This window comes from Pseudoalteromonas umbrosa, assembly GCF_030125375.1.
GTDB lineage: Bacteria > Pseudomonadota > Gammaproteobacteria > Enterobacterales > Alteromonadaceae > Pseudoalteromonas > Pseudoalteromonas umbrosa.
The window spans coordinates 127102-151985 of record NZ_JASJUU010000005.1 but is presented as its reverse complement, the minus strand read 5'-3'; the positions used below and the strand labels follow the sequence as shown (position 1 = coordinate 151985).

Below are 24884 nucleotides of genomic sequence, written 5' to 3'. Positions count from 1 at the left end.
AGGCGGATTGCTTGATTCTTTAATTCATACCTATTTTATTACATCTGGCACACAATGCAAAAGCTGAGAAAGTCGACAATTTTTAGCAGCGTCAAGAGAATTTCTGGACTAAGTTTAATCTATGTCAATTACCTATAAATTAGCAGTTTTATAATAGCCACTAAGCATGGCGGGGCTTTTTTTATCGTGTAGTATTTAAATATTACAAGGTAAAGCAACAAACATTGAGCGTCACTTAAAAATTTTAAGTCAATGTGCACAGATTAGTATCTGCTTATTATTGTGAAATTTAGCGTATTTCATTTAAGCAGATAGTTACAGGGTCGAAACAGAGAATTTACCATGAAAAAAATAGCATTATCTTTAACTATGCTGCTTGGCACGCTGTCATTCAACAGCGCAGTAGCATTCGATGGGGACGCCGAGGCTGGTAAGGCTAAAGCGGCAACGTGTGCAGCATGTCATGGACCAAATGGCAACGCCCCTGTAACCATGTATCCAAAAATTGCAGGTCAGCATGCTGATTATATGTATAAACAGCTCAAAGAGTTTAAATTGGGTATGACATCAGGTGGTGCTAAGGGTCGTATGGACCCTGTGATGAGTGGCATGGCAATGCCGCTCTCTGATCAAGACATGAAAGATCTGTCAGCCTATTTTGCAAGTATGCCAATGAGTGCAGGTACAACCCCTGAAGATGTTGTTCAAACGGGTCAAAAATTATATCGAGCAGGTGATGCTGAGCGAGGGATCCCCTCGTGTATGGCGTGTCATGGCCCAAGAGGCAATGGGACATCATTGGCACAATTCCCTAAAATTTCGTTTCAACACCCTGAATACATCAAAGCACAGCTGATGAAGTTCCGTGATGGTACTCGTGGTAATGATGCGAACGGTATGATGCGGGATATTGCGTCGAAGTTAACAGACAAGGATATTGAAGTTTTATCTAAGTACTTAGGTGGCTTGCACTAAAGTCGTATTTGGTTTTTCGTGATATAACGTAAACTCTGATTATTGAAAAAGGCAACGAGATCGTTGCCTTTTTTTGATCTGTTCCGTGTGAGATATATCTCACTTTGATTGTAAGATAGTAGCGTTCCTAATTTGTAGGACTTAACGCAAATTACATGTGTATTTTTTTGTAAGTTAATGTATTTGTTTTGTTTTTAATTTATCCTCTGTTACTTAGGTAATAATTTTGTTATTGATTAGTTGTAACTGTTTAAAATAAGCGTAGATTAATCCCTGTCGTCGAGACAACATAAAAACAGGGACAATTCGTAATGGAAGCGTAGGCGGCAATGTTAAGTATTCATTTGAATACACTTAAACAAGGATGAGTACAAAAGCGTTAGGAAGACCGAAAATAAAAAAAGCAATGGAAGTTTGATAACAAAAACAATATGGATAGCACCACGGAAGTAACAATAAAAACAAAATGGATGATAAATAATAAGAAAAATAAAGACTAAAAGTCGAAGGGAGAAGTGTCCAGATTGAGACGCTCAGATTAGCAGGCGGTAGAGAGCAATCTCTGCCGTCTTTTTATTTGTACACTTTTTAATTGCTGTTACAATACTCCTTTTAAGCAGGTTTGGTTCATCATCTTTGCAAAATCCACAAACGCTTCAGTGTGGCCTCTGTGAATCAGAGTCGCTAGAACACTATCATCGAGACAAATTTCGTGATTATTGGCAGTGTCAGCACTGTAAGTTAGTCAGTGTCGCGCCATGTGACAGATTATCACCGCAAGAAGAAAAAGCCATTTATGATAGTCATGAAAATGATTTGCATGATATGGGTTATCGTCGCTTTCTGTCGCGGGTATTCGAACCGATTAACGCGCGTTTGCCAAATCATCAACAAGGGCTTGATTTTGGTTGTGGTCCAGGACCTTTATTGGCCAAGATGTTTCAAGAGGCGGGGCACTCAGTCGCCTTGTATGATTTATATTATGCAAATACCCCGATGGTTTTAAATGCGCAATATGATTTCATCACATGTACAGAAGTGATTGAACATATAGCGCGGCCTAAAGCTGTATTTGAACAGCTAGTGGCGATGTTGAAGCCTCAAGCACCCCTTGCAATGATGACCAAGCTTGTCATAGATCCAACACGTTTTGCATCTTGGCATTATAAAAATGACCAAACACATATTTCATTTTTTAGTCGCGAAACGTTTGAGTATGTAGCAAAGCAATTTGGCACCAAGCTAGAGTTTATTGGGAATGATGTGATCATTCTAAGTAAACAATAGTCGGTTAAAGTAGATGGTAGAGAAGCATGACTAGAAAGAAGAAATCACGCAAATTAGGTGAAAATGGCACACCGAGATTAAGTAAGGAAAAGCTTCGTGAATTGCGTGCTATGAAAGAGCAACGCACAAAAAAGAATAAAGGGAATAAGGCAGGGTCTCGTAATGCCCAGGAAGCCAAGATTGAGATTAAATCTCAAACTGGAACGCAAACAGATCCGCGTGTAGGCAGTAAGAAAAAAATTGCACTGACGCCTGAAGTACAAACACCTAAGGCTGAGCCGCAGTTGAAACGTCATTTGACGCCACAAGTCATACTCAGCAAGGCGAATGAGCCAGAGCTAACATTTGAAGAAGAGCTACAGCAGCTAGAAAATGATGAGCGTTTAATGAAGCTATTAGAGCGTCATGAACATGGGGAGTTACTGACAGGCAAAGATGCCAAGTTCTTCAATCGCGCGATCGCTCGTCACCAAGAGTTATGCGAAATTCTTGGCATAGATGATGAGTTTGAAGAAGAAGATATGATTGAGGCTGATCCATTAGCTGATTTTGTCAGTAATGATCTGGCGGATGAGTGGTTAGATGATGACGAGGATGAGCGATGAGCACGATTTGGGTGGTCGCATTAGTCGTTGGTGCTTTAATTGTTGCAGGTCTGGCATTTTATGCAGGCAAACTATTATGGCAACTAAAAGTTCAAAAGGACACGATTGCTAAATTGAAAGAAGAGCAGGTGAAGAAGCTGGAAAAATCCAGACAAGAGCGCAATGGTAAATTAGCAGATAGCATTAATTTGATTGCAAAAGCAATGAAGCAAAAGCAGTGTGAGTACTCTGAAGGGTGTTTACGTGTTTGGGTATTGATATCTCAATATAGCTTTGATTCTGAAGTTGCTTTAGAAAAAACCTATCCAGGTGTTTTTGAGATGTATGATGAAGTTAAAGAAATGCCGACACACGATGCTCGCAAAAAGTATTCAAAAAAGGAAATCTTCAAAATGGATACGCAGCGCTGGCGTGCTGAAGAGCGACTTGAGGCACAAATATTAAAAGATTGCGACAAATTGCTAGAAGAGTTTAAAGCTCTACCGGGCAGTGAAAACGTTGTGTTTCAATAATGACATATTGCAGCTGGGCTGACTACGGCCCAGCTGAGTTTGGTGTTTAAGCCGTTTTACAAGTATTTTGTTGACCGATTGAAAAGTCGTTATCAGGTGATTGGAATACTGCACCGCCAGCTACCTGTTTGGTTTTTTGGGTGTTGATTGCGTGCTCACTAGATAGGTTCTTAATGCGTTTCTTTTTGATTGTGAATTTCATTTTTTAATTCCTTATTGTTTTAGTGCTCTTCCATACTATTTTTATTTGCCTTCTGTTGTCTATTTTCTTATGTAACAGCGTATGTGCGACCCTCTATATGATAGGGGGTTATGGTGAGAGAGGTTATGCCAGTGAAATTACAAATTGTGTTATGATGCAGCCAATAGCGGGGTGTGAGCCATCTTACTACGGTGTTAGTCGTAGTGAAGAAGTACTTTGAGTTTAATGTAGTAAGTAAAATGGTGAGTCTAAAAAGTTTAGAGGTAAAGACGGAATGTTATTAATGATAGATAACTACGATTCGTTCACGTTTAACCTTGTCCAGTATTTTCAAAAGTTAGATCAAGATGTTGTTGTGAAGCGTAATGACGAAGTGTCCATTGCTCAGATAAAGCAGTTAAACCCTGCACATATCGTGATTTCTCCGGGTCCTTGCAGCCCAAATGAAGCTGGAATATCTTTGCAAGTCGTTCAACAGTTAAAAGGGCAGTTTCCGATTCTAGGTGTGTGCCTTGGTCACCAAACAATCGCACAGGCAATGGGGGCACGAGTACAGAAAGCTAAATCTGTGATGCATGGTAAAGTGTCACGTATCTACCATGCAGATCAAGGGATGTTTAAAGGGCTACCAAGCCAGTTCAATGTCTGTAGATACCACTCTTTAGCCGTGGATGCAGAGACCTTGCCAAACAACTTAGCGATTACTGCTTGGACGCAAACCAGCTCTAATGAGCTAGATGAAATAATGGGCTTGTGTCATACTGACCTTGCATTAGAAGGCGTGCAGTTCCATCCCGAGGCAATCTTAACCGAGTATGGTTTAAGACTACTTGATAACTTTATTGCTCGCTTCTAACCTTTAAAGAGCTTTCTTTTAATATACCGAAAAAGATTATAATTGATGACACAAGATATTAGGCAGTCGCACATTGCTCAAGCTATCGCTCAGCGTGCACATGACGTTCTAATTAGCCATAATTTTGCACAGCAGCAGATAGGTTATATCCATACATTTGACATGAATTTCGGGGAATCTATCCCACAACGTACTATGCTCGAAGTCGAGCTGGCAGCAGCTGCTAAACGTCAAGAGAAAAGCACCAGTCATCACAAATATATCGCTAAGGCAAGTAATCATTTACATCAAGTTATTGAAAGTGGGATAGAAACTCAACTAAGTGATTTAGATTCGATCTATACTGATGTGGTTGGCATTCAAGATGCAGTGCCAACGGTATTGGATATTTTAGCCGTAAAGTCTGCATCAGTGGGGCGCTTAGAGCCGTTAGTAAATGATTTATCATGGCTTGGCCGGGACCTTGTTTCCCTGGTGAATTTGCCCCAATACCGAAAAGTAAATAGTAAAGGTACCTCTGTTAAAGTTGATACGCCAGCATTAGCGCTTCGCTATCTAGGCTTGGAAAATCTACAGATGGTTATCCCAACGTTTGCCGTGCGCCATTGGATGCCACATTCAACCGAGCCATTTCCACTGCTTAAAAGAAAGCTTAGAGATGTGAGTATGGCGAGCGCAATTGCTGCAAAAGCATTAGCCCCTCTATATGATGTGAAAGAGCAACATGCGTTTACACTGGGAATGTTATTAGATTTAGGAAAAATTGCCCTGACACGCTTATATTTGAGAACTTATGAACGTGTTTGGCAAGGAAAAGTTAAAATTGCCAGAGACAAAAGCCAAAAAGACTTACACACTGCGTTATTAGAGTTGGGTCCTGATCCGCTGTTTTTACGTAACTTGTTAATTGAGCATGCCCCAGTGGTTTCTCAGCGTTTGATTGAACAGATGTCATTTAAATACTTGCCATTTAATGCCGCTATGTCGGAATTTGCGCAAAGTTATCTGCCAAACATGAATAACAATCCAGTTGAGTTACTGCCATTAACGCAGGTTCTGAAAAAAGCGTATGGGTATGCACAATATCAGCTTTTGAAAGACAGTCATTTGATTGAGCAGGATGAAGCCAAAGATTGGTTTACTTACTTAGGTTTAACCGCTCAAGAAGAAAAATTGTTGGCCAAAACGTCATTACAAAGCCTCCAGCTGACAATTTTGTAAAAAAACTGGAAATTTTTTCACGCTTATTCATTCATTCGCCCCATTGGTAAGGATCGACTAAAATCCTTGTATGGTGGGGTCGTATCCAATCACGACGTTAATAGTTATTCACTGTTCTTGAAAGAATATATTAAAGCCTTGAATATCAAGGGTTACAGGAGTGTTTTATATGAGACATTCCGGCATTTTTTTGGAATAATGTGCGTATGAAATTTGCGCCGATTTGGGTAATTTCGGATCTTTTACAGTGTTGCTGAAGGTAATTCTTTGTAATTCCGAGTACCCATGTGTCAGTGCTGAACTCGCTAAAATGAGGATTTAAAATGACTATTAATCGTGAATTATTCGATCAAGTAATGGTACCTAACTATTCACCTTCTGCTGTTATCCCTGTCAAAGGTGAAGGCTCTCGCGTTTGGGACCAAGAAGGTCGTGAATACATCGATTTCGCAGGTGGTATCGCTGTAAACTGTTTGGGTCATTGTCACCCTGCACTTGTATCTGCATTAAAAGAGCAAGGCGAAAAAATCTGGCACTTATCAAATGTCATGACTAACGAGCCAGCACTTAGATTGGCTAAAAAACTAACCGATGCAACGTTTGCAGATAAAGTTTACTTTGCAAACTCTGGTGCAGAAGCGAATGAAGCGGCACTTAAACTTGCTCGTCGTTGGGCACTAGACAAGTTTGGCGCTGAAAAGTCACAAATTATCGCATTTAACAAAGGTTTCCACGGTCGTACTTTCTTCACGGTTACAGTAGGCGGCCAAGCTGCATACTCTGATGGTTTCGGTCCAAAGCCAGGCGATGTTGTTCACTGTGACTATAATGACCTAGCTGCATTTGAAGCACTTATTTCTGACAATACCTGTGCTGTAATGATGGAACCTTTACAAGGTGAAGGTGGTATTGTTTCACCTGAAACTGAATTTGCTAAAGGTGTTCGTGAGTTGTGTGACAAGCACAATGCACTACTTATTTTTGATGAAGTACAAACCGGTGTAGGTCGTACGGGTGAGTTATATGCATACCAAGGTTTAGGTGTAACACCTGACATTTTAACAACAGCAAAAGCACTTGGTGGCGGTTTCCCAATCGGTGGCATGATCACAACAACTGAAATTGCACAGCACCTTAAAATTGGTACTCATGGTTCAACATACGGTGGTAACCCACTGGCTTGTGCGGTTGCAGAAGCTGCATTCGATACAGTTAATACACCTGAAGTATTAAATGGCGTAAAAGAAAAAGAAGCACTTTTCCGTGAGTTACTAACTGCAATCAATGACAAATACAACGTATTCTCTGAAATTCGTGGTAAAGGCTTATTGATCGGTGGTGTTGTAACTGAAAAATATGCTGGTAAAGCAAAAGAGTTCTTAACTGAAGGTGTTAAAGAAGGCGTTATGTCACTGGTTGCTGGTGCTAACGTAGTGCGCTTTACACCATCGCTTGTTATTTCTGATGCGGATATCCGTGAAGGTATGGCACGCTTTGAAAAAGCAGTTGCTCGCGTTGTAGAAAATAACGCATAAGTTGTCGCACAAACCAAGCGATAACCAACGTGACGCTCGATAGAGCGTCACCTGTCTAAAGGTTTACTGAGGAGTAAGCGGGCTCATGATGATCCTTCGCCCAATCCAAAAAAGCGATTATCCAGCGCTTTTGAACATTGCCCAAGAGTCGGGGCATGGTTTTACTTCATTACCTCTAAATGAAGAGTTGTTACAAAACAAAATTGAACGTTCTATGACGTCTTTTGGTAAAGAAACAGATGTCCCTTTTGATGAGGGTTACCTATTTGTACTTGAAGACTTAGAGACGGGCGAGGTTGTCGGTACCAGTGCAATTGAAGCTGCAGTGGGGTTAGATGACGCGTTTTATCACTATCATTTAAGTAAAGTTATCCATTCTTCTCGCACTTTAAATGTTTATAAAGCAGTGGATATTCTGACGCTGTGTAACGACTATACCGGTGCGACAGAATTATGTACTTTATTCTTAAAAGATAAGTACCGTAAAGGCTTCAACGGCAAGCTGTTATCTAAATCTCGTTTTATGTTTATCAATCAACATAAATCACGCTTTGCAGAAACTGTCATTGCGGAAATGCGCGGTGTATCTGATGAAAATGGTAGTAGCCCATTTTGGAAGTGGTTGGAAGAACACTTCTTTTCAATGGACTTCCCTACAGCAGATTACCTAACTGGTATTGGTCAGAAAGTATTTATTGCAGAGCTGATGCCAAAGTATCCGATTTATGTAAACCTGCTCAGTGAAGAAGCGCAGGCGGTGGTTGGTGAAGTGCATGACAATACACGACCTGCCATTGAATTACTGAAAAGCGAAGGCTTCACGTTTAATGGCTATGTCGATATTTTTGATGCGGGTCCAACGGTAGAAGCTAAAGTCGATAATATTCGTACTATTCGTGCAACGCAGTTCTTTAAGGTGCGTATTGCTGAAAATGTACCAGCACAGACAAATGGTTCCCCAGTGCTTATTGCTAATGATAAACTAGCAGGCTATCGTGCTACGGCAGTTGAGCTAGATGTGCCGCAAAGCGGTGAGGAAATCACCATTTCGGCTGAATTGGCAAATGCGCTTCAGGTGACTGAAGGCGACACTGTAAGCATCGCAACTCTTTAATCGGGAAAGAATTATGACAACACATGCAGCACAATTTATCAATGGTAAATGGTCAGCGGGTGAAGGTGCAGAGTTTGCATCTGTAAACCCAGCAAATAATGAACAGATTTGGTCAGCAAACGCAGCAACCGCAGAGCAGGTTGATAGCGCAGTAAAATCAGCACGCGAAGCTTATTACCTGTGGAGCGACCTGAGCTTTGAAGCACGTTTAGACGTAGTTAAACGTTTTGCTGAGGTTTTGAAAGAGCATAGCGAAGAGCTTGCAATCGCAATTGCCAAAGAAACAGGCAAGCCACTTTGGGAAACGCGTACTGAAGCGGGTGCAATGGTCGGTAAGATCGCCATTTCAGAAAAAGCATATCATGAGCGTACAGGTGTAGTAGAAAATGCAATGCCTGTAGGTCGTGCTGTTATTCGCCATAAAGCACATGGTGTTGTTGCGGTATTTGGTCCTTATAACTTCCCTGGTCACTTGCCTAATGGCCACATTGTACCTGCATTGTTAGCTGGTAACACTGTGGTATTTAAGCCGTCTGAATTAACGCCATTTGTTGCTGAGCTGACATTAAAGCTTTGGGAAAAAGCGGGTCTACCAGCAGGTGTTATCAACCTAGTACAGGGTGAAGTAGACACAGGTAAAGCACTTGCATCACACAAAGGTATCGATGGTTTATTCTTTACGGGTTCATCTCGCACAGGTCATTTCCTGCATGAGCAATTTGCCGGTCAGCCTGGCAAAATCTTAGCGCTTGAGATGGGTGGTAATAACCCATTAATCGTTAAAGACGTGACAGACACTAAAGCGGTTGTACACGACATTATCCAGTCTGCATTTATTTCAAGTGGTCAGCGCTGTACCTGTGCGCGTAAACTGTTTTTGCCTCAAGGTGAGCAGGGCGATGCAATCCTAGCGCAGCTATTACGTGCAACGAAAGCGATTAAGATTGGTAACTTTGACGATGCTGATCAGCCTTTCATGGGCTCTATGATTTCTGAAGCGGCGGCGGCTGGTATGGTTGCAGCACAGCAGCAACTTATCGACCTTGGCGCAGAGAGCTTACTTGAGCTGACGCACACAGCGGGTACTGGCTTTGTTACACCTGGCATCATCGAATGTACAAAGGTTGCTGACTTCCCTGATGATGAGCACTTCGGTCCGCTATTGAAAGTATTCCGTTACACTGACTTCGACGCGGCTATTGAGCTTGCGAATGATACCAGCTTTGGTTTATCAGCAGGTCTATTGAGTGACAATGAAGCAGATTATGACCATTTCTTACGTCGTATTCGTGCGGGTATTGTTAACTGGAACCGTCCAATCACGGGTGCATCAAGTGCCGCACCATTTGGTGGTATTGGCGCATCTGGTAACCACAGAGCAAGTGCATATTATGCAGCAGATTACTGCGCATACCCAGTTGCTTCTGTTGAACTTGAAAAAGTTACATTACCAGGAAGCTTGAGTCCAGGCCTATCATTAGATTAAAATTACCTGCATTAGGTAATTCACAATATGGCTAAATGCAATGTTGTGATGCGGAGATTAAGTCTCACGCTTTATTCTTAAAAAGCAGCATTTGCTGCTTTTTTTATTTTTCAGGGTCGCTCAAAAGTAGCAATCAGATCGAGTTTCTGCTTAAATCAATAGGAGATGTCATTGGTAAACTCAGGTGGGCAATATATGGTTTTAGATAAACAAGGATATGATGAGTTAGTCATGTATCTGACACAAAATTTAGCCTTGTTTGAAAAGCCGGGTGTGGTTAAGCCGAATGCACCTAAGGTCGTTGAATTAATTGAAGACGTTATCGCTGAACATGTGATCCGTTTGTGTGAACAGCACACTGGCTTATCAACCGAGCAGCGCGGCTTGATCGTACGTGAAGTTGATGGCATTGTGTACGACCTACAGGAAGTGTTATCAAGTGTTGTTGATCAACGTGTGACAGAAGAACAACAAGAGTTTATCGAAGAGTTTGCTGGTTTGGTTAAAAATTTATTTGATTCTGCCATTCAGTAAACTGGAATAGATTAATATTTTTAATAACACCGCCTTATGGCGGTGTTATTGGTTTTAGAAGGTGTACTATGCAAGCAAGTGTAAAATGGGTTGGTGGTGATACATTTTTAGGCCGCTCTCACTCTGGTCATAATGTGGTATTTGATGCGGGTGCTGATAGTGCAGCACCTAGTCCGATGGAGATGGTATTAATGTCAGCGGGCAGTTGTGCATCTGTGGATGTTGTCAGCATTCTTAAGAAGGCAAAGCAATCTGTAGAGAGTGTGGAAGTCAAACTTTCTGCAGAGCGTGCAGAGTCTGCGCCTAGAGTATTCACCAAAATCAATCTACACTTTGTAGTTACGGGTGACAATGTGTCTGAGAAGCATCTTGCGCGCGCCGTGAATTTGTCTGCCGAAAAGTACTGCTCAGTTGCCTTAATGCTTGAAAAAGCAGTGGAAATTACGCATACCCACGAGGTTGTACAAAGCGAAGAAAAATAACGCTTTTTAAGCTGTTACTTTTCGTATAAAATCCGCGAACTTTTAGTTCTGCAGCGCAGATTTTCTTGTTTTAAGGTGGGTCTATCGTGAACAAGCCCTTTAATAAAATTAAACTCCACGGCTTTAACAACTTAACAAAGAGTTTAAGCTTTAGTATCTACGATATTTGCTACGCCAAAACTGAGCAACAGCGAAAAGAATATATCGAATATATTGACGAGCAGTATAGCGCTGAGCGTTTAACGGATATTCTTAAGGAAGTTGTCGATATTATTGGTGCGAATGTCTTGAACATTGCTCGTCAAGATTATGACCCGCAGGGCGCAAGTGTGACTATTTTGGTATCTGAGGAGCCAGTTGAGGGGACGATGCCGCACTCTCAGGAAACACCTGGACCTTTACCTGATTCAGTTGTGGCCCACTTGGATAAAAGCCATATTTGTGTTCATACTTATCCTGAAGCGCACCCTCACGATGGGATCTGTACGTTTAGAGCGGATATTGAAGTCTCTACCTGTGGCATTATATCTCCGCTTAAAGCGCTGAATTTCTTAATTCACTCGCTTGAGTCAGATGTGGTGACAATCGATTACCGAGTACGTGGCTTTACCCGTGATGTGAATGGTGTAAAACATTATATTGATCACCCAATTCACTCAATTCAGAATTTTATGACTGAAGATACAAAAGACGCTTACCAAATGGTCGACGTGAACGTGTATCAAGAGAACTTGTTTCACACTAAGATGATGCTTAAAGAAACTGATTTGAATACCTATCTATTTGGTATTACAACGGATGAGCTCACTGACGAGGAAGAAGAAGAGATCCGTAATAAATTAAATCGTGAAATTCAAGAAGTCTTTTACGGTAGAAATTTACCGGATCCAGAATAAAGTCACAGATAACAGTAAAAACGGCGCTTTAAGCGCCGTTTTTTTATTAAAGTGTATAATTGAATGTTAAGCCATATACACGAGGCTCAGCATACTGCACATAAGTATCCGTTGCCCAGCCATTTCTTGGGTCATTACCAAATTGGAAGCCCCGTACAGGTACGTCTCTGTCAGCTAAGTTACGCCCCCATGCCGTTAAGCTCCAGCTTTCACTGTAGTAGGATACGCTGGCATTGACCAGGTTCTGGTTTGGTGCTTGAGAGTCATGACTATCAGAGAAGAAGTAGTCATCTTTACCTTCAAATCCTAATTGTGCACTGATGTTGTTGGTAACGTCATAGACAAAGCTAAAGGCATATTGATACTTAGGTGACTGTGCTTGTTCGCGGCCATCAAAATCGTCGCCATTAACAGTAATAAAATCCTCAATCTTGGTATCTAAATAACCCACACTATATTGCAGTGACAGCGCATCAAGCAGTTGGCTGCTGCCCTCGATTTCAAGGCCATAATTTGTGCCCTTACCAGCATTGCTAATAAAGCCGGCAAATTGCACGCCTTCTAATTGCCATTGCTTTAATTGCATGTCTTCTCTGTGCATATAAAATGCGCTAAGGCTTAAAGTATGGCGCTTGTCTTCAGATTGGCCTTTAACACCAAACTCAAGATTCCAGAGGTACTCTGGGTCGAAGGTGAAGCCTGATTGTGGAATTGTAATGCCATCATCTTTTGCTTTGGCGAGTGCTTCACCGTTCACACCACCCACTTTGTAACCGCGATTTAAGCTGGTATAGATCATTGTTTGTGGCACAACTTGGTACTCAAGCGCCACTTTACCGCCGATCATAGTATCATCTGTATCTAGGTCGAATGCATTGCTGTCCATGTAATCACTTGAATATGACTCAACGCGAATACCTGTGATTAGTCTGACATCATCTTGTAGCTGTGTGACCTTGTGTGCAAATAAGGCATGGTTTTGTGTTTCGAAGTTAGATTTAAACTGTGCTGGGAAGTCACCATGTTTACCTCTGCTACGGTCTAAATCGACATCATGTCTGCGACTCACTACGCCAATAACCCAAGACTTATCTTTGCTTTTAATTCTTACTTCGGCCGAGCCTCTCTCATGGTCTCTCGCATACTTGTCAAAGTACTGGCCATAGTAAGCGATATGATCTGGGTGAAGGCCAGCTTCACACAGTGACGGTTGTGCTAAATCTGCACAAACCCAGTCTTCATCATAGCTGTATACGGTATCAGCTTGCAGACCACTGGTAAGTACTTCAATGTCGACAGAAGATAATCCTGTGTAGTCAGCGGTTAAAGAGAATGCATCACTTTGTTGTGTATCCTGACCGGGCTGGCTTGCAACACTTTGACGTGTATTGTCTAAAGTAAAGCCATCATAGCCATTCTCAATATCAATGTGGTGATAGGCAAAGGCTAGGTTTAAATCGTCGCTCGTAGCATAATTGAGTTTAAATCTTGCGATGCTTTCATCTAAATCCTGAGTGTCTTCGTCTAAGTACACATTCTCTACAAAGCCATCAGATTGCTTTTGATAAATACTGGCACGTGCGGCAACCGTGTCAGTCAGACCTGCACCGACCGCGACGCCCGCTTCGTGTGTACCATAATTTGCAGCGCCTAATTTAAGGTTGAGGCTGGGCTCTTGGGTGGGTGAATTTGAGTGAATATCAATGATCCCGCCCATGGCGTCTGCACCAAATTTAGTGCCTTGAGGACCTCGATAAATGGCGACTTGATCTGTATCGAATAGCAACGCACTGCCACCTAGGCCAGAATAGTTAATGTTGTCGATTAAAACGCCCACACTGGGTGTGATTGGATCAACAAATTGTGAGCGCAGGCCAACCCCGCGGATTTGCACAAAACGTCCACGAGAAGCGCCAGCAGTAAAGTTGACATTGGCTGCGCTGTTTAGGATTTCATCTAAGTAGCTAGCGCCACGTGTAGTAATTTGCGTTTCACCAAAGACAGAGGCACTTGCACTTAATGTTTGTAGTGATTCTTGCTGAAAGTCGCCACTAACTTCAATGGTTTCAATGCTATTTGTTGCCTTAGAGTTTGTCTCATTCGCTAAGCTAGAAAATGCCACCATCAGACCCATGGTGAGTAAAGAGAGTTTTAATTTCATTCGTTTATATATGTCCCGTGTTAGTTGCGCACTAGTTTAGCAAAAGCCCGACCAGATGACTGAAAAATTGTGTTATAAACTTTTGCAATCTAATTTGAGGACGAATGATGACGTTTAAAGTTGACTTTAAAGTAAGAGATTATGAATGTGACCTGCAGGGGATCGTGAACAACAGTGTGTATTTTAACTATTTAGAGCATGCGCGTCATGAATTTCTAGCGCATAAAAATATCGATTTCGCAGCATTGGCTGAGCAAAAAGTGAACTTGGTTGTGATCCGCTCTGAGATGAATTACAAAGATTCACTTCGACCAGGTGATGCGTTTTATGTTGAAGTTGAAGTAGAAAAAGTCAGTAAACTGAAGTTTGCATTTCATCAAAAAGTACTAAGAAGCCGAGATGATAAATTGATGTTGGATGCGATCGTAACAGGTACATCTGTCAATGAGCGCGGCCGTCCGTTCCTACCTCAGGAAATTGAGCAACTATTTTCGTAATTTTTAACAGGATAGGCAATTTATTACATATTTTTACTGCCTATTCTGTGCTGCCAAGCGTTATAATTAGCAATGATTATCAAACGATTGGTTTACCATGAAATATTCCTTTTTATTATGCTTGTTGAGTGTGGTTTTGATGGGATGCTCAAGTACAGGGACGGTAAACGCAGACACACTCAAATATTCAAGCTGGCAGTTTATATCAGATGATACGAACGTCAAAAATAACCCCATCCGTATCGAATTTTTAGATGCTTTTCGTGTTAATGGTTTTGCTGGTTGCAATCGCTTTTTTGGCCAAGCTGAAATCAAAGACGGACAATTATTTGTATCTAATATTGGTATGACCAGAAAGTTATGTGATGCAGCGACCAACAAGCGAGAGGATGCATTTTTAAACATGCTCCAAATTGGTGCGCCTATGCAGCATACACAAAGTGAGTTGATTTTAAGTTCAGACCTTGAATGGCGCTTTAAATTGGTTGAAGGTCGCTTTGACTAATGAGATGACATTCAGTAGACTTTGTCTCAATTCGTTACTTGTCGGAGTGCCCTTTTGGGCTGAGATCGCTGTATTGCGGGATCCGTGGACCTGATCAGGTTAATGCCTGCGTAGGGAACAAGCTGCCTTGATGGTTGTACCAAAGTGTATGGATGTTAAGGCTGCCAAGTTTGTTAGTGTCGTGCTAATAAATTTTTCCACCAACATCACTGCCTAGCTATACTTTTTATATGGTTTAGAGAAGTGAACCCTATCTCTTCCTTTCGGAATTCTGACAAGACACCTTAACTAACAATGAGGCATGTCATGTCAAATAACAGTAGCAAGTTGTCACGTCGCGAGTCACGCGAAGCGGCTTCAGAATTTATCTATAACCTTAAAGGCCAACCCTTTCCTAATTCAAAGAAAATCTATGTGGATGGAGAGCAAGATGGTGTTCGTGTTGGAATGAGAGAGATCTCATTGAACGACTCTTTTGTTGGGGGCACAGAAGAAGAACCTATCTATGAAAAAAATGAGCCAGTTCGAGTGTACGATACATCAGGTCCCTATACAGATCCTGAGTTTACGCTAAACGTCCGTGAAGGCTTACCAAAGTATAGAGAGAATTGGATCGTAAATCGTGACGACACAGAGTTGTTAGACTCAGTAACCTCAAAGTTTTCTCAGCAACGTATGGCTGATGAAGGTTTAGATCATATCCGTTTTGAAAATCTACCTAAGATACGCCGTGCAAAGCCGGGCAAAAACGTAACGCAAATGCACTATGCTCGCCAGGGGATTATCACACCTGAAATGGAATTTGTTGCTATCCGTGAAAACATGGGTCGTGCAAAAATTCGTGAAGAGCTACTGGCAGAGCAGCATGAGGGTCAGTCTTTTGGCGCTGAGATCCCAGACTTCATCACACCTGAGTTTGTTCGTTCAGAAGTGGCGCGTGGTAGAGCGATAATTCCAAATAATATTAACCACCCTGAATCTGAGCCTATGATTGTGGGTCGTAACTTTTTGGTAAAGGTGAATGCCAATATTGGTAATTCATCGGTCACCTCATCAATCGAAGAAGAAGTAGAAAAGCTAGTATGGTCAACGCGCTGGGGCGCTGACACCGTGATGGACCTTTCTACAGGTCGCTATATCCATGAAACCCGCGAGTGGGTAGTGCGTAACTCGCCAGTACCAATTGGTACCGTGCCTATCTACCAAGCGCTTGAAAAGGTAAACGGGGTTGCAGAAGATCTGACGTGGGAAATTTTCCGCGATACCTTAATTGAGCAAGCTGAGCAGGGTGTTGACTACTTTACCATCCATGCAGGTGTATTGCTGCGCTATGTGCCTATGACGGCAAAGCGTGTAACCGGCATTGTATCTCGTGGTGGTTCAATTATGGCGAAGTGGTGTCTTGCACACCATAAAGAAAACTTCTTATATACGCACTTCGAAGATATCTGTGAAATCATGAAGCAGTATGATGTATGTTTCTCTCTAGGTGATGGTCTGCGTCCGGGTTCTATTGCAGATGCCAATGATGACGCACAGTTATCTGAACTACGCACATTAGGTGAGCTGACAAAAATTGCGTGGGAGCATGATGTACAGGTCTTTATTGAAGGCCCAGGCCACGTGCCAATGCATATGATCAAAGAGAATATGGACGAGCAATTAAAGCACTGTCATGAGGCGCCTTTCTATACGCTTGGCCCACTGACAACGGATATTGCCCCTGGTTATGATCACTTTACTTCTGGTATCGGCGCGGCGCAGATTGCTTGGTATGGTACAGCGATGCTGTGTTACGTGACACCAAAAGAGCACTTGGGCTTACCGAATAAAGAGGATGTGAAAGAAGGCTTAATTACCTATAAGATTGCCGCACATGCTGCTGATTTAGCAAAAGGCCATCGTGGTGCACAGATACGCGATAATGCGTTATCTAAAGCGCGTTTTGAATTCCGCTGGCACGATCAATTCAACTTGAGTCTTGACCCTGAAAGAGCCTTGTCTTACCACGATGAAACACTGCCACAAGAGTCAGGCAAGGTAGCACATTTCTGTTCAATGTGTGGGCCCAAGTTCTGTTCGATGAAAATTACCCAAGACGTTCGTGACTATGCAAAAGAGCTAGAAGCGCGTGGTATTGACCCGAATAATGTGGGTGATGCGATTGAAATTAAAATGGTTGATGTTGAAGCTGAAATGAAAGCGAAATCAGAAGAGTTTAAGAGCTCTGGTTCTGAGATTTATCACAAAGCTATTTAACTTTATAGCGCTGCAGTCTAGTGCTGCAGCGCACAACAACTGGAATCCTCATGACAGAGTACGGAGCAAAACCATCCGTTGCTATCGTTGGGTTTGGCTTAGTTGGCAGAGTCGCGGCATTGGAGCTGATGGATCGTTATCAGCTCACCATTTTTGAAAAAGATCCGCAAGATGCGCAAACGGGTGCCGGCACTTTGGCCGCCGCTATGTTAGCGCCTTTGGCCGAATCAGTGATTTGTGACCGAATACTCGCTGAGCAAGGCTTGAAAAGCATTGCTTTGTGGCCAAGTTTACTTAAAAAGCTAGACACACCGGTATTTTTTCAGCAGCAAGGTAGTTTAATCGTCGCACACCAACAAGATAGAGGCGATCTACAGAGCTTCGAACAGCGTTTAAAACCTTTGGATGAACATCAAGCAACACGGGTGAGTCAACGTGAAATTGCTGCGTTAGAACCTGAGCTTGGCGACAAATTTAACCAAGGGCTGTTTTTACCCTGTGAAGGGCAATTAGATAATTTCGCTTTTTTTACAAGTAGCTATGAGACGCTGTACCGTCGTGGTGTCGATTTTCAATTTACTCAAGCAGCCAACATCGAAGCAGATAAAGTCAATGGTCAAGCATTCGATTGGATCATTGATTGCCGAGGGGTGGGGGCTAAGCAAGATAAGCCTGGGCTACGCGGTGTGCGTGGTGAGGTGGCGCGTATATTTGCACCAGAAGTGAATTTACAGCGCCCAGTACGCTTAATGCATCCGCGTTACCCCATTTACATTGCGCCCAAGCCAAACCATCAATATGTGATTGGTGCAACTGAGATAGAGTCTCAAGATGCAAATGACATTACTGTGCGCTCTACATTGGAGTTGTTATCAGCGGCTTATACGGTACATAGTGGTTTTGCTGAAGGAAGAGTGATGTCCTTAAATGCCGGTTTGCGGCCTGCGTTTGTCGATAATCATCCGCATATCGAAGTTCAAAATAATGTTATTTCAATTAATGGTTTATATCGTCATGGGTATTTACTTGCGCCAGTTGTTGTACAACAAGCACTTTCAAAGGGGCTACTATGAATCTAACTTATAATGGTGAGACTATCCGTGTTGAAAGCGCGCAGTCTTTGCAGCAAATTATCGTCAGTAAAGGCGCAAAGCCGCCATTTGCAGTGGCACTCAATGGGCAGTTTGTGCCCTCAGCAAGGCTTGGTGATACCGTCCCGAGTCAGGGGGACAGCATTGAAGTGCTCTCACCTATTCAAGGGGGTTAGATGATTAATTCACATTCTGAACAGCTTAATATTTATGGTGAGTATTTTAATAGCCGACTCTTGATTGGCTCTGCGCTTTACCCTTCGCCGCAAATTATGCAGCAAGCAATACAAAGCTCAGAAGCAGAAATCGTGACTGTTTCATTGCGTAGACAAAACTCGGTTTCTGCAGGTGAAGACTTTTGGCAGTTGATAAAAGAAACGGGACTTAAAGTGCTGCCGAATACTGCAGGCTGCCATAGTGTGCAAGAAGTCGTTACTTTAGCGCAAATGTGTCGAGAAGTATTTGATACTGACTGGATAAAACTAGAGCTAATCGGTGATGAATATAATTTACAGCCGGATCCTTTTGGTTTGTTAGAAGCGACTGATATATTGCTCAAAGAAGGCTTTAAAGTATTACCCTATTGCACTGATGACTTAGTGTTATGTCAGCGTTTAGCGGATCTTGGTTGTGAAGTACTTATGCCATGGGGCGCGCCGATAGGGACCGGTAAAGGGCTCATTAATACCTATAACTTGAAGACCATCCGTGAACGCCTACCTGAGCAAACCTTGATTGTGGATGCTGGACTTGGTTTGCCCTCCCATGCTTGCCAAGCACTCGAATTAGGTTACGATGCCGTGCTATTAAATAGTGCTGTTGCAGGTGCCGGCGATCCGGTCAAGATGGCTGCAGCATTTTCTCATGCTGTGGAAGCGGGTCGTATGGGCTATGTTGCGCAAGCAATGCCAGAAAAAGAGGTCGCAGCGCCTTCAACGCCTACTATGGGCATGCCTTTTTGGCATCAAGATTAATAAAATGAGGAGTCCAAGTGTCAAAAGTTGTATGGAGTATTGCAGGTTCTGATTCCGGTGGTGGCGCAGGTGTGCAAGCAGATTTAAAAGCGATGCACAGCTTTGGCGTACATGGTTGCACAGCAATTACGGCATTGACCGCACAAAACAGTCTAGGTGTAGAGTCTTTAAATGTGGTATCAACAGAGGTCATAGAAGCGCAGCTATTGGCGCTTGAGTCGGATATGCCGGCTGCGGTAATAAAAATAGGAATGTTGGCCAATGTACAGCAAATTCAATTGATTGCTGAGCATTTGACACGCTATAAGGCGCGTTGGGAAACGCCGCCTGTCATTGTGTACGACCCGGTGGCAATTGCGACCAGTGGTGATTCATTGACAGAAGAAGACACGGTTGATGCACTAAAAACTCACTTACTGCCTTTAGTGGATGTGATCACGCCAAATACCCATGAAACGCAGTTATTGACGGGCGTCTATTTGATTGGACCTGATGCGGTGCGAGAGGCGGCACAAAAGCTGCTGTCATTTGGGGTAAAGTCTGTGGTGATTAAAGGCGGCCATTGGGATTACCCGAAAGGATATTGCATAGATTACTGCTGGCATCATGAAGAAGAATACTGGCTTGGCAATGAGTCTGTTAATACACCGCATACACATGGTACGGGGTGTAGCTTGTCCTCGGTTATTGCGGCTTGTTTGGCAAAAGGTTATCCACTTAAAGATGCCTTTATTTTGGGTAAAGCCTATATCAATGCTGGGCTTAAAGCTGCTAAACGCTATGGTGAGGGGATTGGGCCTGTTGCCCATACTCATTTCCCAGAGTCTATTGCTGATTACCCTCAGGTGATAGAGCCAGGCAGCTGGTTGGGTGATGAGCTTGAATTTTTAGTACCTGATGAGTACAACTATGCGGCTGGATTTGCATCCATTGAAGGTGAGCTAGGCCTGTATGCGGTAGTGGATAGCGTTGATTGGATTGAGCTGTGTTTAAAAAATGACGTTAAAACGGTCCAGTTACGCATAAAAGATGCTGACTCTCCGACCCTTGAGCAGGATATTGCCAAAGCAATTGAGCTTGGTAACACCTATGGCGGTCGTGTGTTTATCAATGATCACTGGGAACTGGCAATAAAACATGGTGCATACGGTGTGCATTTGGGCCAAGAAGACTTAAATGTTGCTGATTTAAATGCCATAAAACAAGCTGGGCTGCGATTAGGCCTATCGACGCATGGTTTTTATGAAATGCTACGTGCGCATAATTATCGCCCTAGCTACCTAGCCTTTGGCGCAATTTATCCAACAACCACAAAAGATATGACAGGGCAGATCCAAGGCTTGGAAAAACTACGTCACTTTGTGCCATTGATGCGTGCTGAATACCCGACAGTTGCCATTGGCGGTATTGATTTGGCCCGCTCTAGTGAAGTTGCAGCGACGGGGGTAGGCAGTGTCGCTGTGGTTCGTGCCATTACCGAAGCGCAGTCACCAGAGCAAGCTATTATCAACCTTAAGCAGGCCATAGGCGAGTAATGAGCGAAGAATTAACCGATAGAGAGCGGCTGAGATATAGCCGCCATATCTTGTTAGACAAAGTGTCAGAAACGGGTCAAAAACAGCTCAAATCGGCGCATGTAGCAGTCATTGGCTGCGGAGGACTCGGTAGCCCGGTGTTATTTTATTTGGCGGCCAGCGGCGTTGGCACCTTGTCATTCTATGATGATGATAAGGTTGAGCTGTCGAATCTTCAGCGTCAAATACTATATAAGGTTAATCACTTGGGGCAGGATAAAAGTCTTGCTGCTAAAAAAGTGTTGGCCAGTTTGAACAATGATATTCAACTTAACCCGTATAACCTTCGCCTCTCTAAAGACAACATTGAAGCGCAATTAACTGGCGTTGATTGGGTGGTGGATTGTAGTGATAACTTCACCACACGCTATTTACTCAATCAATATTGCTTTGATAATGGCAAAGTTTTGATCTCGGGCGCAGCGCAGGCGACCAGTGGTCAGTTTGGATTTTTTGATTACCGCGAGCACAGCGCCTGTTATGCATGTTTGTTTCCGGAGTCGGAGCAAAGTACTGAAGGACTTAACTGTCAAAATGCTGGGGTTATGAGTCCGTTACTGGGTATGGTTGGCTCAATGCAAGCACAAGCCGTGTGTAATGCGATATTGGGTTTGCAACAAGGGGAAAGTTTTTTTGTCAGCATTGACGCATTAACACTGATGCAAAGACGGTTTGCATTAGCGAAAGACCCAGCATGTAAGGTATGTAATTAAACTCATTTGTGCAAAGTGCAGGTGAAGATAACAAAAAGGCCCAGAGCGGGCCTTTTTAGTTGTTATTGATTGATGGTCGCAAATGGCGTGCCCATTCTTGTTACTGTTTCGGGCTGTTGATCCGCCAGGAATTCAGCAGTGTCTGCACCCCACGATAGAATTACAGTTGAGCCCAGCTTAAAGCGGCCCATTTCATCGCCTTTTTTCAATTTAATGGCTTGTGGCCCTGTCGTTGGGTAATCCCAACTAAATACATCTTTGCCAGCTGGTGGCGTAACAGTGCCTGCCCATACAGTTTCAATGCTTGCTACGATGGTTGCACCCACTAACACCATCGACAGTGGACCAATGTTGGTATCAAAAATGGCGACTACTCGCTCGTTGCGTGCAAATAAGTTGGGTACATTTTGTGCCGTTAGAGGATTAACAGAAAATAGGTCACCGGGCACATAGATCATCTTTTTTAATACGCCATCTACTGGCATATGAATGCGGTGATAATCTTTTGGTGCTAAATAAATCGTAGCGAACTTACCACCTAGGAAAGGCGCAACATCTTGCTCGTTACCACCTAATAGCGTTTGCAAGCTGTAATCATGGCCTTTTGCTTGAATGATCTGACCATCGACTACATCGCCAAGTTGACTGATTGCACCGTCAACAGGATGGGCAATGATATGCTCTTCAGTGGCTAACGGACGAATACCTGGCTTCAGCGGGCGAGTAAAAAACTCATTAAACGTCTTATAATGCGCAGGATCTTCGTGCAATGCCTCGGTCATATCAATTTTATATTGCTTAATGAATAGCTTGATTAACTGAGTTGTCAGTGCGCCAGCTTGGGCTGCAGCGAGTTTACCCACTAAACGTGATACTGCATGTTTAGGAAGCGCATATTGCAGAGCAATTTTAATTTTATCCAAATTCACATTATTTTCCTGAAGTACCTGCCAACTGCACCGTCGCTGCCATTGGCGTTAATTACATAAATTACCTAAAACCGATAATGAATAGTATCAAACTCTTGGCGCGCGCGCACCTGCACGGCCATCGGCCATTGATTCTAAAATACGGTGATAGCTATCAAAGCGCAGTTCACTGATTTTACCTTGTTCTACAGCTTCGGTGATCAAACAGCCCGGATCGTTAAGGTGTTTACAATCTCTAAATCGACAGCCACCGATAAACTCTCTGAATTCTTTAAAGCACCAAGTAACGCGCTCTACTTCCAAGTGCCACAGGCCAAACTCACGGATCCCTGGGCTGTCGATAAGGTTACCGCCAGTTGGTAAGTGATGAAGTTTAGATACTGTGGTTGTATGCTGCCCTAAGCCACTGTTTTCAGATACTTCCTGAGTTAAGATATCTGCATCAGGCAAAACCGTGTTAACCAGCGTAGATTTCCCTACACCGGATTGACCAACAAATATGTTGTTTTTGTCTTTTAATAACTCTTTGAGTTCGTCGATGCCTTCCCCTGATTTATTACTGACCAGCAAGACGCGGTAGCCCAATTCACGGTAGATATCGAGCACTTCGTCGACATATTCGAGACCTTCTGGGTCTAATAGGTCAATTTTATTAAGCAGTAGAATAGGTTCGATGCCCATATCTTCACAGGCCACTAAATATCTGTCTATGATCTGTGGCGTGAACTCTGGCACTACCGCGGAGACCATTAGAATTTGGTCTATATTGGCGGCCACGACTTTGACACCGTCATAAAAATCTGGACGCGTGAGCTGTGTGCGCCTTTCTTCAACGGCTTCAATGACACCTGCTAAATCGCCCTCACTGACTTTTGCGCGGCGGAAAATAACGTTGTCACCGCAGACTAAGCTGTTCACGGTACGGCGAATATTACAGCGTAGTACTTCGCCATCTTCTACTTCAATATCTGCATGCTGACCAAAACGGCTTACAACGATAGCCGGCTCGGTGGGGCCGAGGTTGTCTGATTGCCACTGTAATTCAGCGGTTTCATTATGTTTGGCTTTAGCCAAACGCTTCTGTTGGTTGGCCTTAATCCGTCTGGATTGGCCATGACTGAGTTTTTTTCGTTTTGCCATATCTGTAAACTCACGAGACGAATTATTGCGAATGATTGGTGTATAAGCCATTCATAGGCTATAACTCAATAAAAATGCCCCGCTTTGTAAAAAAAAGCTTTTGGTCGAGTGATGAAGCTAATATGATATATCTAATTGCATTGGATCTAAAGGAAAGTACCGTTAAGGTAGTGTATGTCTTTTCATGAATCAAACTTGGTCTGGCTCGACCTAGAGATGACAGGGCTAGAACCTAAAACAGATAAAATTCTCGAAATTGCAACTGTGATAACAGATTGCGATTTAAATGTGCTTGCTGAAGGTCCAGTGATTGCCATTCATCAAAGTGATGAATTGCTTGATAATATGGATGAGTGGTGTACGAATCAACATGGCCGCTCAGGGCTAACAGCGCGCTGTAAAGCAAGTACTTTTAGCGAAGCAGACGCGATAGCACAAACACTCGACTTCCTGAAGCAGTGGGTGCCACCGGGTAAATCACCTATGTGTGGTAATTCCATCGGGCAGGACCGTCGTTTTCTTCACAAGTATATGCCAGAACTTGAAGCATACTTCCATTATCGCAACCTTGACGTGAGCACGATTAAAGAGCTTGCAAGGCGTTGGCGACCTGAACTTTTAAATGATATCAAGAAGAAAAGCTCGCATTTAGCATTGGACGATATCAAAGACTCCATTATGGAGTTGAAGGTTTATCAAGAAAAATTCTTCAATTTATAAAAAAAGCTTGCAAAGCATTTTGTATCTTGTAGAATCCTGCCCCGCTTGAAACGACAAGCTCTTAAGACTAAGAGCGAGTTTTTTTGAGCGGGTTTTGTTAAAACAAAACTATGAAGCGGCACTAGCTCAGCTGGTAGAGCGCGACCTTGCCAAGGTCGAGGTCACGAGTTCGAACCTCGTGTGCCGCTCCAACAAAAAGTCTTATTAAATAATAAGCAAATGTGATGCGGCACTAGCTCAGCTGCTAAAACGTTAGACGCGACCTGTCGCGCTCCAGCGGACAATTTAGAGCAAACTATGAAGCGGCACTAGCTCAGCTGGTAGAGCGCGACCTTGCCAAGGTCGAGGTCACGAGTTCGAACCTCGTGTGCCGCTCCAACAAAAAAAGTCTTATTAAATAATAAGCAAATGTGATGCGGCACTAGCTCAGCTGGTAGAGCGCGACCTTGCCAAGGTCGAGGTCACGAGTTCGAACCTCGTGTGCCGCTCCAACAAAAAAGTCTTATTAAATAATAAGCAAATGTGATGCGGCACTAGCTCAGCTGCTAAAACGTTAGACGCGACCTGTCGCGCTCCAGCGGACAATTTAGAGCAAACTATGAAGCGGCACTAGCTC

The 24884-nt window shown here is 43.1% G+C and carries 25 protein-coding genes, 3 tRNA genes and 1 riboswitch; of the genes, 24 read left to right on the top strand and 4 right to left on the bottom strand.

Annotated features, from left to right (window positions below):
• Positions 1 to 342 precede the first annotated feature (342 nt).
• The 4 genes from QNM16_RS17815 (at position 343) to QNM16_RS17800 (ending at position 3379) form a co-directional block, all read left to right on the top strand.
• Positions 343 to 975, top strand: a complete 633-nt coding sequence (locus tag QNM16_RS17815) for a c-type cytochrome (protein ID WP_284021734.1) — start codon at positions 343 to 345, stop codon at positions 973 to 975.
• A 636-nt stretch (positions 976 to 1611) separates the two neighbouring features.
• Positions 1612 to 2262, top strand: a complete 651-nt coding sequence (locus tag QNM16_RS17810) for a class I SAM-dependent methyltransferase (RefSeq protein ID WP_284021733.1) — start codon at positions 1612 to 1614, stop codon at positions 2260 to 2262.
• Positions 2263 to 2288: 26 nt separating this feature from the next.
• Positions 2289 to 2867 carry a Der GTPase-activating protein YihI gene (yihI, locus tag QNM16_RS17805; RefSeq protein ID WP_284021732.1) on the top strand — a complete coding sequence of 193 codons (579 nt, stop codon included), beginning with the start codon at positions 2289 to 2291 and terminating at the stop codon, positions 2865 to 2867.
• Complete coding sequence (locus tag QNM16_RS17800) at positions 2864 to 3379, top strand: DUF2489 domain-containing protein (RefSeq protein WP_284021731.1); 516 nt, start codon at positions 2864 to 2866, stop codon at positions 3377 to 3379. Before yihI ends, QNM16_RS17800 begins: the two co-directional genes overlap by 4 nt.
• Positions 3380 to 3425: 46 nt before the next feature.
• Here the strand turns inward: QNM16_RS17800 and QNM16_RS17795 are convergent, their stop codons facing one another.
• Entirely contained in the window at positions 3426 to 3581 is a 156-nt protein-coding gene (locus QNM16_RS17795) for a hypothetical protein (RefSeq protein ID WP_284021730.1), read from the bottom strand.
• Between the two features lie 274 nt (positions 3582 to 3855).
• Here QNM16_RS17795 and QNM16_RS17790 point away from each other — a divergent pair, with 274 nt between their 5' ends.
• The 8 genes from QNM16_RS17790 to speD all read left to right on the top strand — a co-directional run bounded on the left by QNM16_RS17790 (position 3856) and on the right by speD (position 11705).
• Positions 3856 to 4437 carry an anthranilate synthase component II gene (locus QNM16_RS17790; RefSeq protein ID WP_284021729.1) on the top strand — a complete coding sequence of 194 codons (582 nt, stop codon included), beginning with the start codon at positions 3856 to 3858 and terminating at the stop codon, positions 4435 to 4437.
• 45 nt (positions 4438 to 4482) lie between these two features.
• On the top strand, positions 4483 to 5658 hold the full coding sequence (locus QNM16_RS17785; RefSeq protein WP_284021728.1) for an HDOD domain-containing protein: 1176 nt from the start codon (positions 4483 to 4485) through the stop codon (positions 5656 to 5658).
• 323 nt (positions 5659 to 5981) lie between these two features.
• Complete coding sequence (locus QNM16_RS17780; protein ID WP_284021727.1) at positions 5982 to 7193, top strand: aspartate aminotransferase family protein; 1212 nt, start codon at positions 5982 to 5984, stop codon at positions 7191 to 7193.
• A gap of 85 nt (positions 7194 to 7278) precedes the next feature.
• The gene (gene astA / locus QNM16_RS17775) at positions 7279 to 8307 is read left to right on the top strand and encodes an arginine N-succinyltransferase (protein WP_284021726.1); all 1029 of its coding nucleotides are present in this window, start codon (positions 7279 to 7281) and stop codon (positions 8305 to 8307) included.
• Between the two features lie 13 nt (positions 8308 to 8320).
• Positions 8321 to 9793, top strand: coding sequence for a succinylglutamate-semialdehyde dehydrogenase (astD, locus tag QNM16_RS17770; protein ID WP_284021725.1), 1473 nt, complete (start codon positions 8321 to 8323; stop codon positions 9791 to 9793).
• Positions 9794 to 9988: 195 nt separating this feature from the next.
• Positions 9989 to 10327, top strand: a complete 339-nt coding sequence (locus QNM16_RS17765; RefSeq protein WP_187301397.1) for a DUF3802 family protein — start codon at positions 9989 to 9991, stop codon at positions 10325 to 10327.
• Between the two features lie 68 nt (positions 10328 to 10395).
• Entirely contained in the window at positions 10396 to 10809 is a 414-nt protein-coding gene (locus QNM16_RS17760) for an OsmC family protein (RefSeq protein ID WP_063368107.1), read from the top strand.
• 86 nt (positions 10810 to 10895) lie between these two features.
• Positions 10896 to 11705 carry an adenosylmethionine decarboxylase gene (gene speD / locus QNM16_RS17755; protein WP_039607607.1) on the top strand — a complete coding sequence of 270 codons (810 nt, stop codon included), beginning with the start codon at positions 10896 to 10898 and terminating at the stop codon, positions 11703 to 11705.
• Positions 11706 to 11751: 46 nt separating this feature from the next.
• Here the strand turns inward: speD and QNM16_RS17750 are convergent, their stop codons facing one another.
• Complete coding sequence (locus QNM16_RS17750) at positions 11752 to 13866, bottom strand: TonB-dependent receptor (protein ID WP_284021724.1); 2115 nt, start codon at positions 13864 to 13866, stop codon at positions 11752 to 11754.
• A gap of 107 nt (positions 13867 to 13973) precedes the next feature.
• On the opposite strand from QNM16_RS17750, the gene QNM16_RS17745 reads away from it, so the two are divergent.
• From QNM16_RS17745 to QNM16_RS17710, 8 genes are all read left to right on the top strand, one after another.
• Entirely contained in the window at positions 13974 to 14363 is a 390-nt protein-coding gene (locus tag QNM16_RS17745) for an acyl-CoA thioesterase (RefSeq protein WP_063362876.1), read from the top strand.
• A gap of 97 nt (positions 14364 to 14460) precedes the next feature.
• Positions 14461 to 14868 (top strand): META domain-containing protein, encoded by a 408-nt coding sequence (locus QNM16_RS17740; protein WP_284021723.1) that lies wholly within the window; start codon positions 14461 to 14463, stop codon positions 14866 to 14868.
• Between the two features lie 32 nt (positions 14869 to 14900).
• A riboswitch (TPP riboswitch) is annotated at positions 14901 to 15002 on the top strand.
• Positions 15003 to 15174: 172 nt separating this feature from the next.
• Positions 15175 to 17127, top strand: coding sequence for a phosphomethylpyrimidine synthase ThiC (gene thiC / locus QNM16_RS17735; RefSeq protein WP_039607610.1), 1953 nt, complete (start codon positions 15175 to 15177; stop codon positions 17125 to 17127).
• Between the two features lie 50 nt (positions 17128 to 17177).
• Entirely contained in the window at positions 17178 to 18200 is a 1023-nt protein-coding gene (locus tag QNM16_RS17730) for an FAD-dependent oxidoreductase (protein WP_284021722.1), read from the top strand.
• Positions 18197 to 18394: a sulfur carrier protein ThiS gene (thiS, locus tag QNM16_RS17725; protein ID WP_284021721.1), complete on the top strand. Its 198-nt coding sequence runs from the start codon at positions 18197 to 18199 to the stop codon at positions 18392 to 18394. Before QNM16_RS17730 ends, thiS begins: the two co-directional genes overlap by 4 nt.
• Positions 18395 to 19192 carry a thiazole synthase gene (locus QNM16_RS17720; protein WP_284021720.1) on the top strand — a complete coding sequence of 266 codons (798 nt, stop codon included), beginning with the start codon at positions 18395 to 18397 and terminating at the stop codon, positions 19190 to 19192.
• A 17-nt stretch (positions 19193 to 19209) separates the two neighbouring features.
• The gene (gene thiE, locus QNM16_RS17715) at positions 19210 to 20727 is read left to right on the top strand and encodes a thiamine phosphate synthase (RefSeq protein WP_284021719.1); all 1518 of its coding nucleotides are present in this window, start codon (positions 19210 to 19212) and stop codon (positions 20725 to 20727) included.
• Positions 20727 to 21479: a HesA/MoeB/ThiF family protein gene (locus tag QNM16_RS17710; RefSeq protein WP_284021718.1), complete on the top strand. Its 753-nt coding sequence runs from the start codon at positions 20727 to 20729 to the stop codon at positions 21477 to 21479. The genes thiE and QNM16_RS17710 overlap by 1 nt, the downstream gene beginning before the upstream one ends.
• Positions 21480 to 21541: 62 nt before the next feature.
• Here QNM16_RS17710 and asd read toward each other — a convergent pair whose 3' ends face one another.
• Positions 21542 to 22408, bottom strand: coding sequence for an archaetidylserine decarboxylase (gene asd / locus QNM16_RS17705; RefSeq protein WP_284021717.1), 867 nt, complete (start codon positions 22406 to 22408; stop codon positions 21542 to 21544).
• 87 nt (positions 22409 to 22495) lie between these two features.
• Positions 22496 to 23548: a small ribosomal subunit biogenesis GTPase RsgA gene (gene rsgA / locus QNM16_RS17700; RefSeq protein WP_063368189.1), complete on the bottom strand. Its 1053-nt coding sequence runs from the start codon at positions 23546 to 23548 to the stop codon at positions 22496 to 22498.
• Positions 23549 to 23722: 174 nt separating this feature from the next.
• Here rsgA and orn point away from each other — a divergent pair, with 174 nt between their 5' ends.
• The 4 genes from orn (at position 23723) to QNM16_RS17680 (ending at position 24759) form a co-directional block, all read left to right on the top strand.
• On the top strand, positions 23723 to 24268 hold the full coding sequence (gene orn / locus QNM16_RS17695; protein ID WP_023397748.1) for an oligoribonuclease: 546 nt from the start codon (positions 23723 to 23725) through the stop codon (positions 24266 to 24268).
• Between the two features lie 115 nt (positions 24269 to 24383).
• A tRNA-Gly gene (locus QNM16_RS17690) sits at positions 24384 to 24459 on the top strand.
• A gap of 111 nt (positions 24460 to 24570) precedes the next feature.
• Positions 24571 to 24646 (top strand) — tRNA-Gly (locus QNM16_RS17685).
• A 37-nt stretch (positions 24647 to 24683) separates the two neighbouring features.
• A tRNA-Gly gene (locus QNM16_RS17680) sits at positions 24684 to 24759 on the top strand.
• Positions 24760 to 24884 lie beyond the last annotated feature (125 nt).

Excerpts from the sequence above, each read along its gene's own strand:
- yihI (WP_284021732.1), top strand. The coding sequence starts at position 2,289 with ATGACTAGAAAGAAGAAATCACGCAAATTAGGTGAAAATGGCACACCG.
- astD (WP_284021725.1), top strand. The coding sequence starts at position 8,321 with ATGACAACACATGCAGCACAATTTATCAATGGTAAATGGTCAGCGGGT.
- QNM16_RS17730 (WP_284021722.1), top strand. The coding sequence starts at position 17,178 with ATGACAGAGTACGGAGCAAAACCATCCGTTGCTATCGTTGGGTTTGGC.
- thiC (WP_039607610.1), top strand. The coding sequence starts at position 15,175 with ATGTCAAATAACAGTAGCAAGTTGTCACGTCGCGAGTCACGCGAAGCG.
- QNM16_RS17720 (WP_284021720.1), top strand. The coding sequence starts at position 18,395 with ATGATTAATTCACATTCTGAACAGCTTAATATTTATGGTGAGTATTTT.
- QNM16_RS17815 (WP_284021734.1), top strand. The coding sequence starts at position 343 with ATGAAAAAAATAGCATTATCTTTAACTATGCTGCTTGGCACGCTGTCA.
- thiS (WP_284021721.1), top strand. The coding sequence starts at position 18,197 with ATGAATCTAACTTATAATGGTGAGACTATCCGTGTTGAAAGCGCGCAG.
- QNM16_RS17785 (WP_284021728.1), top strand. The coding sequence starts at position 4,483 with ATGACACAAGATATTAGGCAGTCGCACATTGCTCAAGCTATCGCTCAG.
- QNM16_RS17800 (WP_284021731.1), top strand. The coding sequence starts at position 2,864 with ATGAGCACGATTTGGGTGGTCGCATTAGTCGTTGGTGCTTTAATTGTT.
- QNM16_RS17750 (WP_284021724.1), bottom strand. The coding sequence starts at position 13,866 with ATGAAATTAAAACTCTCTTTACTCACCATGGGTCTGATGGTGGCATTT.
- QNM16_RS17765 (WP_187301397.1), top strand. The coding sequence starts at position 9,989 with ATGGTTTTAGATAAACAAGGATATGATGAGTTAGTCATGTATCTGACA.
- QNM16_RS17795 (WP_284021730.1), bottom strand. The coding sequence starts at position 3,581 with ATGAAATTCACAATCAAAAAGAAACGCATTAAGAACCTATCTAGTGAG.
- QNM16_RS17780 (WP_284021727.1), top strand. The coding sequence starts at position 5,982 with ATGACTATTAATCGTGAATTATTCGATCAAGTAATGGTACCTAACTAT.
- QNM16_RS17745 (WP_063362876.1), top strand. The coding sequence starts at position 13,974 with ATGACGTTTAAAGTTGACTTTAAAGTAAGAGATTATGAATGTGACCTG.
- QNM16_RS17710 (WP_284021718.1), top strand. The coding sequence starts at position 20,727 with ATGAGCGAAGAATTAACCGATAGAGAGCGGCTGAGATATAGCCGCCAT.
- QNM16_RS17760 (WP_063368107.1), top strand. The coding sequence starts at position 10,396 with ATGCAAGCAAGTGTAAAATGGGTTGGTGGTGATACATTTTTAGGCCGC.
- rsgA (WP_063368189.1), bottom strand. The coding sequence starts at position 23,548 with ATGGCAAAACGAAAAAAACTCAGTCATGGCCAATCCAGACGGATTAAG.
- QNM16_RS17790 (WP_284021729.1), top strand. The coding sequence starts at position 3,856 with ATGTTATTAATGATAGATAACTACGATTCGTTCACGTTTAACCTTGTC.
- orn (WP_023397748.1), top strand. The coding sequence starts at position 23,723 with ATGTCTTTTCATGAATCAAACTTGGTCTGGCTCGACCTAGAGATGACA.
- QNM16_RS17740 (WP_284021723.1), top strand. The coding sequence starts at position 14,461 with ATGAAATATTCCTTTTTATTATGCTTGTTGAGTGTGGTTTTGATGGGA.
- astA (WP_284021726.1), top strand. The coding sequence starts at position 7,279 with ATGATGATCCTTCGCCCAATCCAAAAAAGCGATTATCCAGCGCTTTTG.